Genomic DNA, 16,120 nt, shown 5'->3' with positions numbered 1-16,120 from the left:
GGTGGCGCTGCATGTCAACCCGAGGCCTTGCATGACCCCCTGGCGTACATCTCCCTATCACCGGCATTGGCTCCTGCAGCAGGCGGACCGGCTGTTCGACACCTTCCAGTATGCGAGCCTCAACCCGGCGGGCGGTTTCTTCGACCTCTATGATGATGGCCGCCCCTTCGGCACGGTGCGGCAACTTCATGCGACGACCCGCATGGTGCATTGCTTCGCCATTGCGCACCTGCTGGGGCGCCCCGGCGCTGCGGCGGTTGTCGATCATGGCATGGACTACATCTGGCGGGCGCATCGCGACGCCAGGCATGGCGGTTATTTCTGGTCGCTGGATGACACCCGCGTCATCGATGACAGCAAGCAGGCCTATGGCCATGCCTTCGTGCTGCTGGCGGCGTCGAGTGCCAAGTGCATCGGCCATCCCATGGCCGACAAGGTGATCGCAGACGTAACGGAGGTGCTGGAACAGCGCTTCTGGGAGGCCGATCCCGGCGTCACCTCGGAGGAATATGGGCGCGACTGGTCGAAGCTCTCGGACTATCGCGGGCAGAACTCCAACATGCACCTCACCGAGGCGCTGATGGCGGCCTTCGAGGCCACGGGGGAGCGCGCGTATCTGCGCAAGGCGGGGAGCATCGCGGCGTTCATCATCGGGAAACACGCCGCCGCTCTTGATTACCGCGTGGCAGAACATTTCAATGTGAACTGGGCGCTCGACAACGACTACCGCGGCTCGGAGATTTTCCGGCCCGCAGGCTCAACGCCCGGGCACTGGCTGGAATGGGCACGGCTGCTGTTGCAACTGTGGGAACTGGGCGGGCGGCAGGAGGCGTGGCTTCCGGGTGCGGCGGAGCGCCTGTTCCGCAATGCCGTGACTTTCGGCTGGGACCATGAGAAGGGCGGCTTCTTCTATACGCTGGAATGGGACAACCGTCCGCGCCTGCGCCAGAAACTGTGGTGGCCCGCAGCGGAGGGGATTGGTGCTGCGCATTGGCTCGCGGTGCAGACGGGCAACCCCTATTTCGAGGATTGGTACCGCCGCATCTGGGGCTTTTCCGCCACGCACTTCATCGACCACGCCCATGGCGGCTGGTTCCCGGAACTGGGCGAAGACTTGAAGCCGAAGCGCGGCTTCTTCACCGGCAAGCCGGACATCTACCACGCCCTGCAAGCCTGCCTCATTCCGCTCTATCCAACAGCGGGAAGCCTCACCAAGGTGATCGCAGCCGAAAGAGCGTAACCAAACGCCTGTTATCAGGGGGCGCTGACGGGGCGGTCCTTGTCGGCGGCTTTCACCAGCATGACGCCGATGCCGACGGCGACCACGGTGCCAGCCGTGGAGAGGAGGGCGGCGTTGCTCGCCAGCGGTTCCGTCGAAAGCGGCGCCCCGGGCGGCGGCGGCAGGCTTCCTGTCACTTGCGCGTCGGACTCGATGCTGGTCTGACGGAGGTCGACGGATACGCCTTCGCAGGCGTCGGCGCCGGCCATGGAATCGTTTGCCCGCTGTGCGGCGGCCTGCATTTGCGGCCCAGCCTCGGCGACATCTCCCTCCCCGGCGTAATTCGCGAAGGCGCGATCATAGGCGCCGTTCAGCAACTTGAGTTCAGCCAGGTGATCGGCGAGGCATTGGTTGAGGACGGGATCATTCTGGGTACGGACGACTTCGAGACGGGCGGCAAGGCTGGCGCGCATGCGATGCAGTTCCGCCTGCATGGCGGCGAAGTCGATTCCGGGTGCTGATGTGGCGGCCGTGGGCACGATGTGGGCCCTGGCGGGATCGGTTGCGGCATCACAGGGTTGCGGCGCAATCACGTGCACCTTGCCGGGTGCCAGTGTCAGCGTGCAGGAGGGGAAGGCGATGACGGCGCTGGCCGCGTCAGCGACGAGGATGCGGCTTCCGATGCCGATCGGTTGGTGGACAGCAACGGGTGCGAAGCCGTGGCCGGTGCTGAGCAGCACCTTGCCGGTGCTCTGCACCAGCTCGCCCGCTCCACCTGCAGCCTGTGCAATCCCTGCCATTGCCGGAAGCACAACGAGTGCCGCGCAAGCCAAAATACGTCCAGAAATCATCTCAATCGCCCCTGACACACTTCCGAAATGGAATGCCCCTGCCGGACGGCACGCTAGGGGAATTATGGTTAATGCAATCTTACCTAGCCCTGCGCCTGGCCCTGTGGCGTCATGCAGCGGAGGCAGGGCGGCGGGGGGACTTGACCTCACCCGCAGTGCACCATAGAAGGCACAGCATGAACCGCATTCTTATCGTCGTAGGACCGCGTAGCGCCGGGCAGGGTTAACCCTGCCGGAGTTTCGGTGCTGCGCGGTAAACAGGCTCCCAGAGGGGGCCTTTTTTATTGGGAAATTTGCTTCTAGAGACGCATTGCGAGAGTGAGGACAAGATGGCTGGCACAACGAACGGGGAATTGATGTCGGGCGCGGAGATCGTGCTGAAGGCGCTGGCCGACCAGGGGGTCGCCACGGTGTTCGGCTATCCCGGTGGCGCGGTTCTGCCGATCTACGACGAATTCTTCCAGCAGGACAAGGTGAAGCACATCCTTGTGCGGCACGAGCAGGGCGCCACCCACGCGGCGGAAGGCTATGCGCGCTCCACCGGAAAGGTCGGCGTGGTGCTCGCCACCTCCGGCCCCGGCGCCACCAATTGCGTGACCGGCCTCACCGATGCGTTGCTCGACTCCATTCCCATGGTCTGCCTCACCGGCCAGGTGCCGACGCATCTCATCGGCAATGACGCCTTCCAGGAATGCGACACGGTGGGCATCACGCGGCCCTGCACCAAGCACAATTGGCTGGTGAAGGACGTGAACGATCTGGCCCGCACCATCCATGAGGCCTTCTATGTGGCGCGAACGGGCCGCCCCGGTCCGGTGGTGGTCGACATTCCGAAGGACGTGCAGTTCGCCAAGGGCAAGTATGTGGGTCCGCAGGGCGTCGTGTCGCGCACCTATGCGCCGCGCGTGAAGCCGGACCAGAATGCCATCCGCGCCGCCATCGATTTGCTGGCGACGGCGAAGAGGCCATTGTTCTACACGGGCGGCGGCGTCATCAACTCCGGCCCGACGGCCTCCAAGCTGCTGCGCGAGTTCGTGGCGATGACGGGCATTCCCATCACCTCCACGCTCATGGGCCTCGGTGCCTATCCGGCGAGCGGCAAGGAATGGCTGGGCATGCTGGGCATGCACGGCACTTACGAGGCCAACATGGCCATGCATGATTGCGACGTGATGGTGTGCGTGGGTGCGCGCTTCGACGACCGCATCACCGGCCGCCTCGATGCCTTCGCGCCCTTCTCCAAGAAAATCCACATCGACATCGACCCATCCTCCATCAACAAGACAGTGAAGGTCGACATTCCGGTGGTGGGCGACGTGGCCCATGCGCTGGAAGACATGATCCGCCTGTGGAAGTCGCGTTCGCTGAAGCTCGATGCAGCCGCGCTCAAGGATTGGAAGGCGCAGATCGCCAAGTGGAAGGGCGTCGATTGCCTGCAGTACACGCCCAACAAGGACGTGATCATGCCGCAATATGCGATCGAACGCCTCTATGCCCTCACCAAGGACATGGACTGCTACATCTCCACCGAGGTGGGCCAGCACCAGATGTGGGCGGCCCAGTTCTACAAGTTCGAGGAGCCGAACCGCTGGATGACGTCCGGTGGCCTCGGCACCATGGGGTATGGCCTGCCGGCGGCGGTGGGCATGCAGGCGGCGCATCCGAAATCGCTGTGCATCTGCGTGGCGGGCGACGCGTCCGTTCTCATGAACATGCAGGAGATGAGCACAGCCATCCAGCACGGCCTGCCCATCAAGGTATTCATCCTCAACAACCAGTACATGGGCATGGTGCGGCAGTGGCAGCAGTTGCTGCACGGCAACCGCCTCTCGGAAAGCTACATGGAGTCGCTCCCGGATTTCGTGAAGCTTGCGGAGGCCTATGGCGGCACCGGCATCCGCTGCGAGAAGCCCGGCGATCTCGATGACGCCATCAAGGAAATGATCGCGGTGAAAGGCCCGGTGCTGTTTGATTGCCGCGTGGCCAATCTCGCCAACTGCTTCCCCATGATCCCGTCGGGCAAGGCACACAACGAGATGATCCTCGGCTTCGAGATCAAGGACGAAGAGGTCGGCAACGTGATCGACGCCAAAGGCAAGCAGCTGGTGTGAGGAGAACGACAATGAACGCAGCACATCTCGCCGCCACGGGTTCCGCCTACTTCCTCGATGACAAGAAGCAGGAGCCGGAAACCCACACGCTCGCCGTCATCGCCGACAACCAGCCGGGTGTGCTTGCGCGCATCATCGGCCTGTTTGCGGGCCGCGGCTACAACATCGACTCGCTCACGGTCTCGGAGACGGAGCACGAGAAGCATGTCTCGCGCTTCACCATCGTGACGACGGGCACGCCGTCGGTCATCGCGCAGATCCGCAACCAGCTGGAACGCATGGTTCCGGTGCATTCGGTGGCCGACCTCACGGTTGCCGGAAACTACCTGGCGCGCGAGCTCGCCATGGTGAAGGTGGCGGGCAAGGGTGACAAGCGCGTGGAAGCGCTCCGCCTCGCGGACGCCTTCCGCGCCCGCGTTGTCGATGCCTCGACGGATTCGTTCGTGTTCGAACTCACGGGCAAGCCCGACAAGGTGGACCAGTTCATCTCGCTCATGGTACCGCTCGGCCTCGTCGAGGTTTCCCGCACCGGCGTCGCCGCCATCCTGCGCGGGCCGGAGTCCATGAAGGGCTGAGATGACAGAAGCGCACGCCCTGCGGCGAAACGCCGTGGGTGTGCATCCGCACGCTTGTGCACGCGATACGCGCATCCCACCTGAAGAGGTGAGGGGTGCTTTACGCACGAACGTTTTCGGAGACACCAGATGTCATTCAAATATCTCTCCATCCCGCTTGCCGCGGGGCTCTGCAGTCTTGCCTTCGCCGCCGCGCCAGTTCAGGCCGGTTCGGTGACGGACGCACTGGCGCGCTGCGGCACTTCCAGCAAATCCGCCACGGTGCATTGCTGCGAGACGGTGCTGCGCAAGAACAAGAAGCCATACTGGATGGGCGACAAGACCTGTGCCCAGGTGGTGAGCTGTTCGGGTGGCGGCGGCGGCGCGCTGCTTGCCCAGGTCGCGCCGGTTGGCGCTGCAGTCGCGAAAGCCAAGGGCAAGGGCAAGAAACACCTGTGCGCGGTCTACTATCCCAAGGACACCATGCCAGGCAAAGAGTTGAAGCCCATGAAGCAGACCGGCCGGATGTAGGCACTTCCCGGCATGCAAAACGGAGGGAGGCTCGCGGGCCTCTCTCCCTCATTGCGGCGCACAGGCCCTGTCACGCGTGAAGTAGAGATGGAAGATCTCGCCATCCTTGCGATGGAAGTAGAGGCCGCATCCGTCGGGCGTCACGGACGGTCCTTCGGTCTGGCCGGTCACGACCGAGACCGGTTGGGGGATGCCCCAGGGGGATGACGTGTCGGGCCGCGTGGCGCGCAGGATCGCGAAGGCGCCGGGCCGCTTCTTCAGGAGCGCCTTCATGTCGAGGCGGGTGAAGTACAATGTCAAACCATCCCGCGATGTGGCGGGAGCGAATTCAAGTTTGTTGGTGTTGATGTTGCTCATCATCGCGTCCGCGTTGGGGAGCCGGATGAAGCGTGCGCCATCCCTTCGCGCCATGGTGATGTCTGATGTTGCGGGCACGCCGCGCAGCAGGTTCCACCGGTTTTCGGCGACATACAACGTTTCGCCATCGGCGCTGATCTCAAGGTCGATGTTCAGGCGCAGCAGTCTCTTCGGCGTGAAGTCGGTGACGAGGGGATGCACCTCCACCACTCCGGCGCCGGTGAAACGGCCTGCCCACAATGTATTTCCGGTGCTGGCATAATCCCGCGCCGAGACGAAGTAGAAGTTGCCGCGGGTATCGAGGCTGGCAACGCCATCCAGTTCCGCACTGTTGGCCCCCATGAGCGGGCCGAGATAGCGGAAGGACGTGTCGTCCATCCGCTGTGCCACATGAAGGTCTGTCTGGTCCGACGGATCATTGCGGTTGTTGAAGAAGAGCAGCCGCCCGTCGCGCGTGAGGAACGGTTCCATCATGTGACCATTGTAGCCGAGAACCTGCACCATGCGCGGAGGCGAATAGTCGGGGTTGCGCGGGCCTGCGCATGCCTGCCCAATTGCAAGCCAGAGCGCCAGTCCGACCAGTGCCCGTGCCCCCGCCCGAGCGATCTCTTTCATTTCACCACGATCCGTCCTTCAACCTTGCTCGTCACGGTGCCAAGTTTCTTCACCAGCACCATCACGTCGTTGGCGATGAGTTTGCCGCCGCGGGCGTCCACCGTCACCTTGCCACCGGCGAAGGAGGTGTAGCCATCGCCGCCGGTGAGCATGTAGTCGTTGGTGGCGAGGGTATAGGTGGCCTTGGGATCCAGCGGCTTGCCGTCGATCTCCACTGAGACGACGCGGCTGCCGGCGGGCTTCGCCTTGTCGGCCACCACCTTCATGCCGGAGACCTGCGGAAAGCGGCCCGCGCCATCCTCGATCTTGGAGAAGCCATTCTCCAGCCCGTCCCACACCTGCTGGCCCGTCACTTCTGTGAGCACGGTCACATTGCCGAAGGGCAGTTCGGTGAGGATGTCCTTGCGGGTGATCTCGCTTCCGGCGGCATATTCCTTGTCGGCGCGAATGCCGCCACCATTGGTGATGGCGATCTGCGCGCCCACGGCGTCGCGCATCGCATCGGCGATGAGGTTGCCAATCGCCGCTTCCTGCGTGCGCACCACGTTGCGGCGTGAATCGAGCGGTCCCTCAGTCTTGCCGATGACGACGTTCAATTCCTTGTCGAGTTCGGCCTTGAAGGCGTCCACGCGCTTCTGCGTCTCGGCGTCGGGCGTCACGCTGGTGGTGTCGATGAAGCGGAAGTTGGGCTCCCATTTCACCGTACGCTTGCCGTCCTTCTCCTGCACATCGACGAGAAGGTCGACCGGCACGAGGTAGTTGGCTTCCGTCGATGTATCCACATAGGCGGTGATGCCGTTGTATTGCACCACGAGATCATGGTCATCGCCGGAGAGGATCACGTCGAAGGCCTTGGAGGCGAGCATCTTCTGGTCGTCGGAATGGGGCGCCTGCACGATGCCCACGATGATGTCGGCACCATTCTTGCGCGCTTCCTGTGCGGCGGCGATGGCGCTGTCGGCGGTGGGGCCGAAGGTGAGGTCGCCCGTCGTCGCCACCTGTGGCGAGGTATCCTGCGCCACGGGGATCAGCGCCAGCTTCACGCCCGCGATCTCCTTCATGGTGACGCCGGCAAGGCCCGCCATGGGCTTTCCATCGGCGCCAGTGATGTTGATGGCGGCCCAGGGATATTTCGACTTCTTCATCGCCGCGGCGAAAACGTCGGGTCCGAAATCGAATTCATGGTTGCCGGGCACCGCCAGATCGAACGGCACGATGTTGGTGAGTTCGATCATGTTGTCGCCCTTGTCCAGGCCAGAGAGCAGGGACGGCGAAAGCATGTCGCCATCGAAGAGGTAGAGCATGTTGGGATTGGCGGCGCGCTCCACCCGGGCCACGGCGTTGAGGCGGGCGAGACCGCCCCGCGTCTTGCCGCCCTCGAAGTTATAGATGTCGCCCACCCCCAGGAGGGTGATCAACACCGGCTCGGCGTGCAGCGCGGGTGCGCTCAATGCCGTAGCGGCCGCGACGAGAAATGCCTTTGTCAGTGTCCGGACGGTCATGCTGATTCTCCTGTCTGGGCCGAGTTCAGAAAAAATCCCCGTCATTTTTGTGACGGGGACGCTAGGCCGAAGCCGATGGGATGACAATGAGACCGTCAGGCGGTGTTGGCGGTGTGGCGGGCGAACATGACCAGCATGAGCCCCGCGCCGATGATGGTGATCAACGCGCCAATGGGGAGCAGCAGCGTTTCCTGCCCGCCATCCACCATCACCTTGCCTATGATCAGAATAAGGATGCCGATCTCATATATCACGAATTGCGCCACGGCCACGCGCGAGAGCCGCAGGGCAGGGTAGGCAAAGTGCAGCAGGCCGAACAGCACCGAGGTGACGAAGCCCAGCAGGTTGATATGGGCGTGCGAGTTGCCATAGTTCATGTGGTTGCTGGCACCCAGCCAGGTGCCAAAGATCATGCCCACGATAACCCAGGCAAGCCCCAGCAAAATGTAGTTCCGATCCAAGCGTTGCATCGTTCCCTCCAATTGCAACGCCCCCAGCCGGGCGTGACTCTACGCAGTCACGGCCTGCGCCGTAAGCAATCGGAGGTCGAGGCGCACGTGAACTCCGCCAGCAGCGGGCGAGAGAGAGGCCGCTATTGCCGTGGAACGAGAAACTCTGTGGCGCGGCCCTTGTCCCATGTTCCGCGCCACACGTGATCCTTGCCGATGGTGTAGAGCACGGGATCGTTGAAGCCCGGCACAAGTGCGGTGAGCACGTTGGAAACGAGGTTGGCCTGTCCCGTGTCGCTCTTGCCGTTGCGCCAGGACCAGTTGATGCGAAGCGCGCCATTTTCAAGCATGGCCTCTGCATCCCCATAATAGGTATTTCCGTTGGGATTGCGCCCGCGCACGTAATATTTGCCCACCAGCGCATCGAGGGAGAGCGGCTTGGGCGTTGTGTCCTGCATCATTGCGGCAGGCCCCGAAGCGATGTCGCCGAGAAATGGAATATCGATCTTGTAGGCATTGGCGGGATCGAGCGATTCAAGATGCAGGAAGCCGCTGCCACCGAGTTTCGCGAGATCGGCCGGCAGGATATCGAGGATGTCGGTGTTGCTGCCTTGCAGGGCGGCGAGGGTGGTGAATGGAGTCTGTCCGCGCAGGCCGACGCTGGCGGCCACGCGCCGCGCATCGCTGGCGTTGAGGTCGATGCGCGTGGCAAGTGTTGCGGGATCGTTGCGCAGGCGCAATTCGAAGCGGCCGCTGCCGGTGTCGATGATCCCCATGTAGAGTTTCGTGTTCGTGGGCATTCCCGCCATCAGCGGCAATTCGATGGAGATGAGGCGCGTGCCGTTGCCTTCCGCCGGTGTTGCCAGGGCCCATCCCGCAGGTGGCGCGAAGGCGGGTGCCGCGCTGCCACGCTCGGTCGCCAGGCCCTGATCAATGCAGGCATCGAGCCTGGAGATGATGTTGCTGGAGCCGCGCAAGGAATGGCTGCTGCGGCCGCTGCTGAATTCGATGTCGACAGAGTTGGCCTTGGCGAACTGGTTGATGAAGCCGTTGGCCAGATAGATCGTCACATATTTCTGTCCGGCGTTCATCACCGAGTCGAAGATCTGCATGTCGGAGAAATCATAGGGCGTCTTGCCGTTGATCCAGACCTTGCCCTTGGCCTTGGCTTCGCCCGCGGCGATCAACGCGCCGATGTTGTGGACGAGGATGAAATCATCTCCCGTGATGGAACGTCCGAGTGTCAGAGTCTGGCCATTGTCGGCGCTGGTCCTGCGGGCGATGCAAGCATCGAAGGAGGGGCCGATGTATTGCTGCGCCATCAGCCATTGGGCGTTCGAGGTGTAGTCATATTCCAGCGCCTGCTGGGCGTTGGCTGCCATGGTCCAGGATGTGATGAAAGCAAATGCAGCAAGTGCGGCAGCGCGCATGTGAAACGTCCCTCGATCTTCAGCCCCCGTGCCATGCTAAGGCAAAAAAACCAAAACGGTCCAGCGTCACGGATGATGTTGAAAGTGGACTGGCAAAATTTCCGCAATCCGGCAGTTATGAATAAGCCGCTTTGGCGCTAACCGGAGGAGTGAAAAGGAGATTTGCCTTGCCCTGCCAGTTGTCCGTGAACGTCAATGCCATTGCCTTCCTGCGCAACCGCCGCGACCTGCCGTGGCCTTCCGTGGAAGGTCTGTCGCGGGTGGCGCTGGAAGCAGGCGCGCACGGCATCACGGTTCATCCGCGTCCGGACGAGCGCCACATCCGGCGAAGCGACGTCACTGTTTTGCGGCAGATGTTGCTGAAGGATTGGCCGGGCCGGGAGTTCAACATCGAGGGTTATCCGGACGAGCGCTTCCTCGCCCTGTGCGAAATGGAGAAGCCCGAGCAGGTGACGCTTGTGCCCGACGATCCATCGCAGGCCACGTCGGATCATGGTTGGGACTTCGACCGGGACGGCGCGCGGCTGAGCGGCATCATCGCGCGGCTGCACCGATCGGGCTTCCGGGTGTCGCTGTTTGTCGATCCTGATCCCGCCGCACCCGCCAAGGCGAAGGCCGTAGGGGCGGACCGTGTGGAAATCTATACAGGCCCCTATGGCGGCGCGTTGACGGAAGCTGCGATGCGCCCGGCCTTTGACAAGGTCGTGGCGACGGGCAAGGCCGCGGCTTCAGCGGGCGTCGGCCTCAATGCGGGGCACGATCTCACGCGCGAAAACCTGCCACGCCTTGTGACGGCATTGCCCAACCTGGAAGAAGTCTCAATCGGCCATGCCATCACATCGGATGCGCTCACGTTCGGAATGGCGGAAACGGTGAAGTTGTTCCGCAAGGCCATCGGGCAGGGTTGATTGGGATCAGCCGTTCTCCGGCTTGAGGGGCAGAGGTAGTGGGGCATTGGCACTGCCGATCTTGAGTTCGACAGTGGTGAAGCTCAGCACCGTGTCGCCGATATTCTCAAGGTCATGCACCATGCTCTCGCCCTTGCCGAAACTGTAATGGCGCGTGGTGCCGAGTACATATTCGGTGTCGGCCACGCGGCCATCGGCATGGTGTGAGCGCGACTTGCCACCACTCGTCGCTGTCCAGAAATAGTTCAGCACGTGCTTGTGGAAGCCGACGCGCTCTCCCGGCCGGAGCTCGATCCGCCAGACGCGCACGGCATCCGTTTCGGAGAGGAGGCGCTGGCCCACCATGCCGTTCCCTTCCATGGCCTTTTCCATTTCGGCCTTGCGCAGGTCGTCCATCATGTTTCGATCTCCGCGTAGAGAACCACCAGCGAGGTGCAATCCAGCGGCATCACCGGATTGGTGTAAATCATCCGCGTATGCTGCCCGCGCTCCTCAAAAACGGTGTTGATGAGGTCAGAGGCTCCGTTCAGACATTTGGGGTGGTCCTTGAAATTTTCGTCCACGCCCATGGTGCCTTCCAGCCGCACGATGCGCTTGACCTTCGACAGGGTACCAAGCGCGTCCCGCAGTTGCGCAATGGCATTGAGGCAGGAGAGCTGGCAGGACAGATATCCTTGTTCCCCCGTGAGTTCACGACCGATCTTGCCGACATAGACGAGCTTGCCATCTCGCCATGGCAGGTTGCCCGAGGTCATGACGAGATTGCCCGTGATGGCCCACGGCACATAGTTCGCAACCGCTGCCGCAGGCGGGGGCAGGGCAAGGCCGAGTTTGTCGATGCGGTCTTCTGGCGTCATGTCCACCTGTCCTTTGCAGCGACGTTATCACCCACGCGCGGGATGGCAACAACGCCGGTTTTTCCTTTCCCGCGTGTTGCAGCCGTGGCATGCGCTGGCCATGACGATCACCAGCGCCGACATCCTCACTCTCGCCTCCATTGGCCTTGTGCAATTGCTGGCGGTGATATCACCGGGGCCGTCCTTCCTCATCACGGCGCGCACCGCCGTCGCACGGTCGCGGCTTGATGGCGTGAAGGTGGCGCTGGGCCTGGGTGCCGGCACGGTGATCTGGGCGGGGGCTGCGCTGTTCGGTCTCAACGCGCTGTTCCACGCCGTGCCTGTGCTGTTCCTCGTGATGAAATTTGCTGGCGCCCTGTTCCTGTTGTGGATCGCCTATCAGATCTTCGTGCACGCGAAAGTTCCGTTGAAGCTCGACGATGCTGCCGAGCAGGGCAATCCGTTTGTGCGCGGCCTCCTGGTGCAACTGAGCAATCCCAAGGTCATGGTGTTTTTCGGTTCGATCTTCATCGCCATGCTGCCCGCAAATCCGCCGCTGTGGATGTTGCTGGCGCTGCTTGCCATCGTGTCGCTCAATGAAGTGTGGTGGTATTCCGTGGTGGCGCTGTTCTTCGGCTCAGGCCCGGTGCGCAATTTCTATCTCCGCGCCAAGACGTGGATCGACCGCGTGACTGGCTTGTTCCTCGGCGCGCTCGGATTGCGCCTCTTGTGGAACGCCGCCTTCAGCGACTGAACGCGCTGCTTCAGCTTTCGTTAAGCATGTCCGGCTAGCATTTGTGTCCCCGAGGAGGCCGCGGTCACACTTGTGCCGCATTGTGGCCCCGAGAGTTCACCCCGGGACGGCATCATCACGTAAGTATTCGCTGCGCGGCGACGCGGCGGACTGAGCGGGTACATGTCGCAATCGCCTCTACCGAAAACACCACCCAAATCATCACAGGATTACAAGGCCCGCTTCGGCGTTGTGCCCAATGCACCGCAACCCAAGATGACGCGGCTGCAGGCGCGGCGTGCCAAGCGCAAGCGCTTCCGCCTCGGCATGGTCGTGTTTGCGCTGCTGCTGGGGACGGCAGCAGGCACAGCCTTCCTGATCGGGCAGGATTTCAACCGCATCGGCACATTGATGCAGGCGGCGTTCCCGTCGCAGAAGAGTGCTCCAGCCCCTGCGCCTGCCGCTCCGGCCCCGGTTGCCGAAGCACCACCCGCGCCAGCCGCTGTTCCTGCGCAGCCCGCCGCCGTGGCAGAAAATTCTCCGCCGCCGTCGCCCGTCGCGCCGGTTGATGATGCGAGCACGTCGGAGGCACCTGTGGTGGCGGAAGAATCCGTCACGCCAGAACCGGTCACGGCAGAACCCGTTACGCCAGAGCCAGAAGCTCAACCCGCGCCCGCCGTTGCGGACGCTGAACCTGTTGCGGCGGCACCCGTGCCTGCACCTCCACCCGTGATCGAACCCGAACCGGCGCCTGCCGGTGCCGTTCCGCCACCGCCCGTGGAAGTCACCTCCGCGCCGCTCGATACGGCGGAGGCTGCGCCTGCACCAGCCCCGACATCACCGCCCGTGGCGGAGGCCGTGCCTTTTCCCAGCACGGTGATCGTGGGAGCAACGCCCGCGAACCAGGATGTGACCGTCACGGAGAATGCACCTGCGGCCACAACCGCGCTGCAGCCGCAAGCCGTGCCGCAGCCTGATGCAGCGCCAGCAGTGGAAGCTCCGGCGCAGGTTGCCGTTGCTGTCACACCGCCGCCCGCCGAAACGCCACCGGTCAAACCGCAGACGCCGCTGGTGCAGGGCCAGGTGTTCCGCGATTGCGAGAATTGCCCGGACCTCATTGTCGTCGTGCCACCCACCGGATTGCCCGCCGAGCAACTGGCGCGGGTGCGGCGCCCGGCGGATGCACCGCCGCTGCAGGCTTTCGCCATCGGCCGCTATGAGATCACCTTCGACGACTGGGCGCGCTGCATGGCGGGTGGCGGCTGCACGGCGCAGCCCGGCGATGAGGGTTGGGGCCGCAATACGCGGCCTGTGATCAACGTTTCCTTCGATGAGGCCAATGCGCAATACATCGCCTGGCTTTCGCAGGTGACAGGCACGGCCTACCGCCTGCCGTCCGCCAGCGAATGGGATTTCGCGGAAGCGGGGGGCGGCGTCACACCGGCCACCGGCATTCCCCTCATCGATGCACAAACCGTGTGCCAGTCGGGCAATTACATCGCGGCACCGGGTGCCGCGCAGGAAGCGGCTTGTGCCGATGGCTTCCCCACAACGGCGCCGGTCGGCTCGCTCAAGGCCAATGCGCTCGGCCTGCACGACATGCGCGGCAATGTCTGGGAGTGGGTGTCCGACTGCTGGACGCCGGGCTTCACCTACAAGGTGAAGGACAGCGAGCGCGATTGCCGCAAGCATCTCCTGCGTGGCGGCTCGTGGTCCAGTCGTGCGCTGCTTTCGGCAACGCCCGCCCGCGGTTTCGAGGATGCCAAGCGTGCCAGCAAGACCATCGGCTTCCGGGTGGCGCGCGCGCTGCCCTGATTTTCCACGCCTTCACTTTTCTCTCACAACACAGACAGCGGAGACTTCAACATGACACGCGCAACCCTTCTCGCAGGTGCGGCCCTTCTCGGTATATTCACGGCGACGGCAACGCCCGCGCTGGCGCAGGGCATTATCCCCGGGCGCTCGCAGGCCGAAGACCTGAGCGGCACCTCGCTCGCCTCGCTCGGCACCATCACGCCGCAGGAACTGGCAACGGTGCAGCGGCTGCTCACGCGGCTCGCTTACCTGCCGCCGGGCAACCCCAACCGCACGCTCGATGCAGCAACGGTGGGCGCCATCGCCAATCACCTGGCGGCCGTGAACTGGCAGGGCGCCAGTCCCTCGCCTGAACAATTGCTGCGCTCGCTCTTCGGAGCGGTGTGGGTGAAGGAGGGCTGGTCCACCGGTTCGGCCCCCGGCCAGCAGATCATGGTCGGCAAGGACGAAGTGCGGCAGGCGCAGGACGCATTGAAGTCGCTGGGCGGCGCGCCGGGACCTGTCGATGGTATTTTCGGTCCGGCCACGCTTGCCGCCGTCGAAGGATTCCAGGCGGAGAATGGCATCAAGGTCACAGGGCTTCTGACGCCCACCATGCTGCACAACATCCTGCGTGCGGCCCAGTTCGGCAGCAAGCAGCCCGTGGCAACGCTTCGCATCCTGACGGCGGAAGGAATCGTCGATCCGGCGGCGCTGGCGGGCTTCGAGCAATCCACCAACATGCGCGTGATCCAGGACACCTACACGAGTTCATCCGAAACGAAAGCACTGCTGATGGCGGGCACCGCGGCCTACGACCTCATGGTGCAGGCGGGTGCGGAAATGCGCCAGGTGCTGGAGAAGGAAGACGCCGTCACCAAGATCGACCGATTGAAGATTCCCAATACGCTCCGCCTTGATACGGCAGCGCAGATGTACACCGAGGCGCTTGATCCGCTGAATGCCCATTCCATTCCCTACCTCTGGGGAACAGTGGGACTTGGCGTGAACAAGGAGAAAGTCATGAGTGTGGCGCCGGATGCACCCATGAACAGCATGGCGCTCCTGCTCGATCCGAAATACGCGGCCCCGCTGGCGAGTTGCGGCATCGCGCTCATTGATGAACCGATCGACGTCATTCCTTCCATCGTCAGCTATGTGGGGGGCGATTTCCGCAACGTCGGCATCACCGACCTCGAAGCCGTTGATGCCACGCTCTCGCAGATCAAGGACTACGTACAGGTGGTGCCCAAGGCGCAGTATGTGGATGGCCTTGCCAACGGCCGCTACTGCGCCTCCATCGGATTTTCCGGCGACGTGCTGACGGCACGCGAAGAGGCAAAGGTGAAGCAGACCGGCACCATCGCCTACACCGTGCCGAAGGAGGGCAGCGAGTTGTGGTTCCAGCTCTTTGTCATTCCGAAGAACGCCAAGAACCAGGACGCCGCGCACACGTTGATCGACTGGTTCCTCAAGCCGGAAGTGGCGGCGGCGGGCACCAAGGCGCTGCTCTACGCCAACACGGTGTGGGGCTCCGGGCCGCTGCTGGAAGCCAAGTTGCTGGACGATCCAGGCCTCTATCCGCCCCGCGAGGTCATGAGCAAACTCTCGATCCAGCCACCCCTCTCGGCTGACGTGGAAGCGGAGTTGAACCGCATCTGGTCGAAGCTGAAGAAGGGGTGAGAGCCCACCTCCGCGCCCGCTGAACGTCTGATGCCTCCTGTTGTCTCTTGCCCGCTTGCCAAAGCGCAAAACTGCGGGAAATGAGGAGAGGGAGTTTCATTTTTCGGAAGGAAGCAGGATGGGTGGTGAACAGAATCTCGACATTCTGCTTCGAACGCTGACGGCGACGCTCCACGATGGCGTTCACGTCTTTGCCACGCTGGCCAAGGGACACATGCCCGAGGGTCTTCATCCCATCATGCAATTCGAGGAGGCGGAGGGTACAACGCTGATCCTCCTGAAGCCGGAGGCGGATGCCCATGGGGTCAGGCATGAGTTTCCCTCCAGGATGATTACGCTCAATGTGCACTCGTCATTGGAAGCTGTCGGCTTTATCGCCCGTGTTGCGACGGAGCTTGCAACGCGGGGCATGGGCGTCAATCCCGTGTCCGGGTTCTATCATGATCACCTGTTCGTGCCGGTCGGGCGCGAGCAGGAGGCGATGGCTATTCTGGCCGGCATTGCCAAGTCTGCATAATGCATTGCCTTGCACCTTCCGCGCGCCTGG

Annotated in this window: 16 protein-coding genes; 9 read left to right on the top strand and 7 right to left on the bottom strand. The window is 63.1% G+C overall.

Features of this window, described 5'->3' with window-relative positions:
- The first annotated feature begins 31 nt into the window (after nucleotides 1–31).
- Nucleotides 32–1,240, top strand: a complete 1,209-nt coding sequence (locus tag IPM06_00535; protein MBK8768898.1) for an AGE family epimerase/isomerase — start codon at nucleotides 32–34, stop codon at nucleotides 1,238–1,240.
- A gap of 14 nt (nucleotides 1,241–1,254) precedes the next feature.
- On the opposite strand, the gene IPM06_00530 is transcribed toward IPM06_00535, so the two are convergent.
- On the bottom strand, nucleotides 1,255–2,019 hold the full coding sequence (locus IPM06_00530; GenBank protein MBK8768897.1) for a hypothetical protein: 765 nt from the start codon (nucleotides 2,017–2,019) through the stop codon (nucleotides 1,255–1,257).
- A gap of 407 nt (nucleotides 2,020–2,426) precedes the next feature.
- On the opposite strand from IPM06_00530, the gene IPM06_00525 reads away from it, so the two are divergent.
- From IPM06_00525 to IPM06_00515, 3 genes are all read left to right on the top strand, one after another.
- Nucleotides 2,427–4,181, top strand: coding sequence for an acetolactate synthase 3 large subunit (locus tag IPM06_00525; GenBank protein MBK8768896.1), 1,755 nt, complete (start codon nucleotides 2,427–2,429; stop codon nucleotides 4,179–4,181).
- Nucleotides 4,182–4,192: 11 nt separating this feature from the next.
- Complete coding sequence (gene ilvN, locus IPM06_00520) at nucleotides 4,193–4,756, top strand: acetolactate synthase small subunit (GenBank protein ID MBK8768895.1); 564 nt, start codon at nucleotides 4,193–4,195, stop codon at nucleotides 4,754–4,756.
- A gap of 129 nt (nucleotides 4,757–4,885) precedes the next feature.
- On the top strand, nucleotides 4,886–5,266 hold the full coding sequence (locus IPM06_00515; GenBank protein MBK8768894.1) for a hypothetical protein: 381 nt from the start codon (nucleotides 4,886–4,888) through the stop codon (nucleotides 5,264–5,266).
- Between the two features lie 48 nt (nucleotides 5,267–5,314).
- On the opposite strand, the gene IPM06_00510 is transcribed toward IPM06_00515, so the two are convergent.
- From IPM06_00510 to IPM06_00495, 4 genes are all read right to left on the bottom strand, one after another.
- A complete protein-coding gene (locus tag IPM06_00510; GenBank protein ID MBK8768893.1) occupies nucleotides 5,315–6,238 on the bottom strand; it encodes a PD40 domain-containing protein in 924 nt (307 codons plus the stop codon).
- A complete protein-coding gene (locus IPM06_00505) occupies nucleotides 6,235–7,740 on the bottom strand; it encodes a bifunctional metallophosphatase/5'-nucleotidase (protein MBK8768892.1) in 1,506 nt (501 codons plus the stop codon). Before IPM06_00505 ends, IPM06_00510 begins: the two co-directional genes overlap by 4 nt.
- A gap of 95 nt (nucleotides 7,741–7,835) precedes the next feature.
- A complete protein-coding gene (locus IPM06_00500) occupies nucleotides 7,836–8,210 on the bottom strand; it encodes a hypothetical protein (GenBank protein ID MBK8768891.1) in 375 nt (124 codons plus the stop codon).
- A 122-nt stretch (nucleotides 8,211–8,332) separates the two neighbouring features.
- Nucleotides 8,333–9,619 carry a hypothetical protein gene (locus IPM06_00495; protein ID MBK8768890.1) on the bottom strand — a complete coding sequence of 429 codons (1,287 nt, stop codon included), beginning with the start codon at nucleotides 9,617–9,619 and terminating at the stop codon, nucleotides 8,333–8,335.
- Between the two features lie 167 nt (nucleotides 9,620–9,786).
- Between IPM06_00495 and IPM06_00490 the strand changes: the two genes are divergently transcribed.
- Entirely contained in the window at nucleotides 9,787–10,527 is a 741-nt protein-coding gene (locus tag IPM06_00490) for a pyridoxine 5'-phosphate synthase (protein MBK8768889.1), read from the top strand.
- Nucleotides 10,528–10,533: 6 nt separating this feature from the next.
- On the opposite strand, the gene IPM06_00485 is transcribed toward IPM06_00490, so the two are convergent.
- Both IPM06_00485 and IPM06_00480 read right to left on the bottom strand, forming a co-directional pair.
- A complete protein-coding gene (locus IPM06_00485) occupies nucleotides 10,534–10,926 on the bottom strand; it encodes a hypothetical protein (protein ID MBK8768888.1) in 393 nt (130 codons plus the stop codon).
- Nucleotides 10,923–11,384: a RidA family protein gene (locus tag IPM06_00480; GenBank protein ID MBK8768887.1), complete on the bottom strand. Its 462-nt coding sequence runs from the start codon at nucleotides 11,382–11,384 to the stop codon at nucleotides 10,923–10,925. The genes IPM06_00485 and IPM06_00480 overlap by 4 nt, the downstream gene beginning before the upstream one ends.
- Nucleotides 11,385–11,484: 100 nt before the next feature.
- On the opposite strand from IPM06_00480, the gene IPM06_00475 reads away from it, so the two are divergent.
- The 4 genes from IPM06_00475 to IPM06_00460 all read left to right on the top strand — a co-directional run bounded on the left by IPM06_00475 (nucleotide 11,485) and on the right by IPM06_00460 (nucleotide 16,090).
- On the top strand, nucleotides 11,485–12,117 hold the full coding sequence (locus IPM06_00475; protein MBK8768886.1) for a LysE family transporter: 633 nt from the start codon (nucleotides 11,485–11,487) through the stop codon (nucleotides 12,115–12,117).
- 162 nt (nucleotides 12,118–12,279) lie between these two features.
- Nucleotides 12,280–13,911 (top strand): SUMF1/EgtB/PvdO family nonheme iron enzyme, encoded by a 1,632-nt coding sequence (locus IPM06_00470; GenBank protein MBK8768885.1) that lies wholly within the window; start codon nucleotides 12,280–12,282, stop codon nucleotides 13,909–13,911.
- A 51-nt stretch (nucleotides 13,912–13,962) separates the two neighbouring features.
- Nucleotides 13,963–15,573, top strand: coding sequence for an extracellular solute-binding protein (locus tag IPM06_00465; GenBank protein MBK8768884.1), 1,611 nt, complete (start codon nucleotides 13,963–13,965; stop codon nucleotides 15,571–15,573).
- Nucleotides 15,574–15,691: 118 nt separating this feature from the next.
- Complete coding sequence (locus IPM06_00460) at nucleotides 15,692–16,090, top strand: ACT domain-containing protein (GenBank protein ID MBK8768883.1); 399 nt, start codon at nucleotides 15,692–15,694, stop codon at nucleotides 16,088–16,090.
- Nucleotides 16,091–16,120 lie beyond the last annotated feature (30 nt).

It is taken from the genome of Hyphomicrobiales bacterium (assembly GCA_016710435.1).
GTDB lineage: Bacteria > Pseudomonadota > Alphaproteobacteria > Rhizobiales > Aestuariivirgaceae > Aestuariivirga.
Note: the sequence above shows the minus strand (reverse complement) of the source record. Positions and strands in the feature narration are given on the sequence as shown.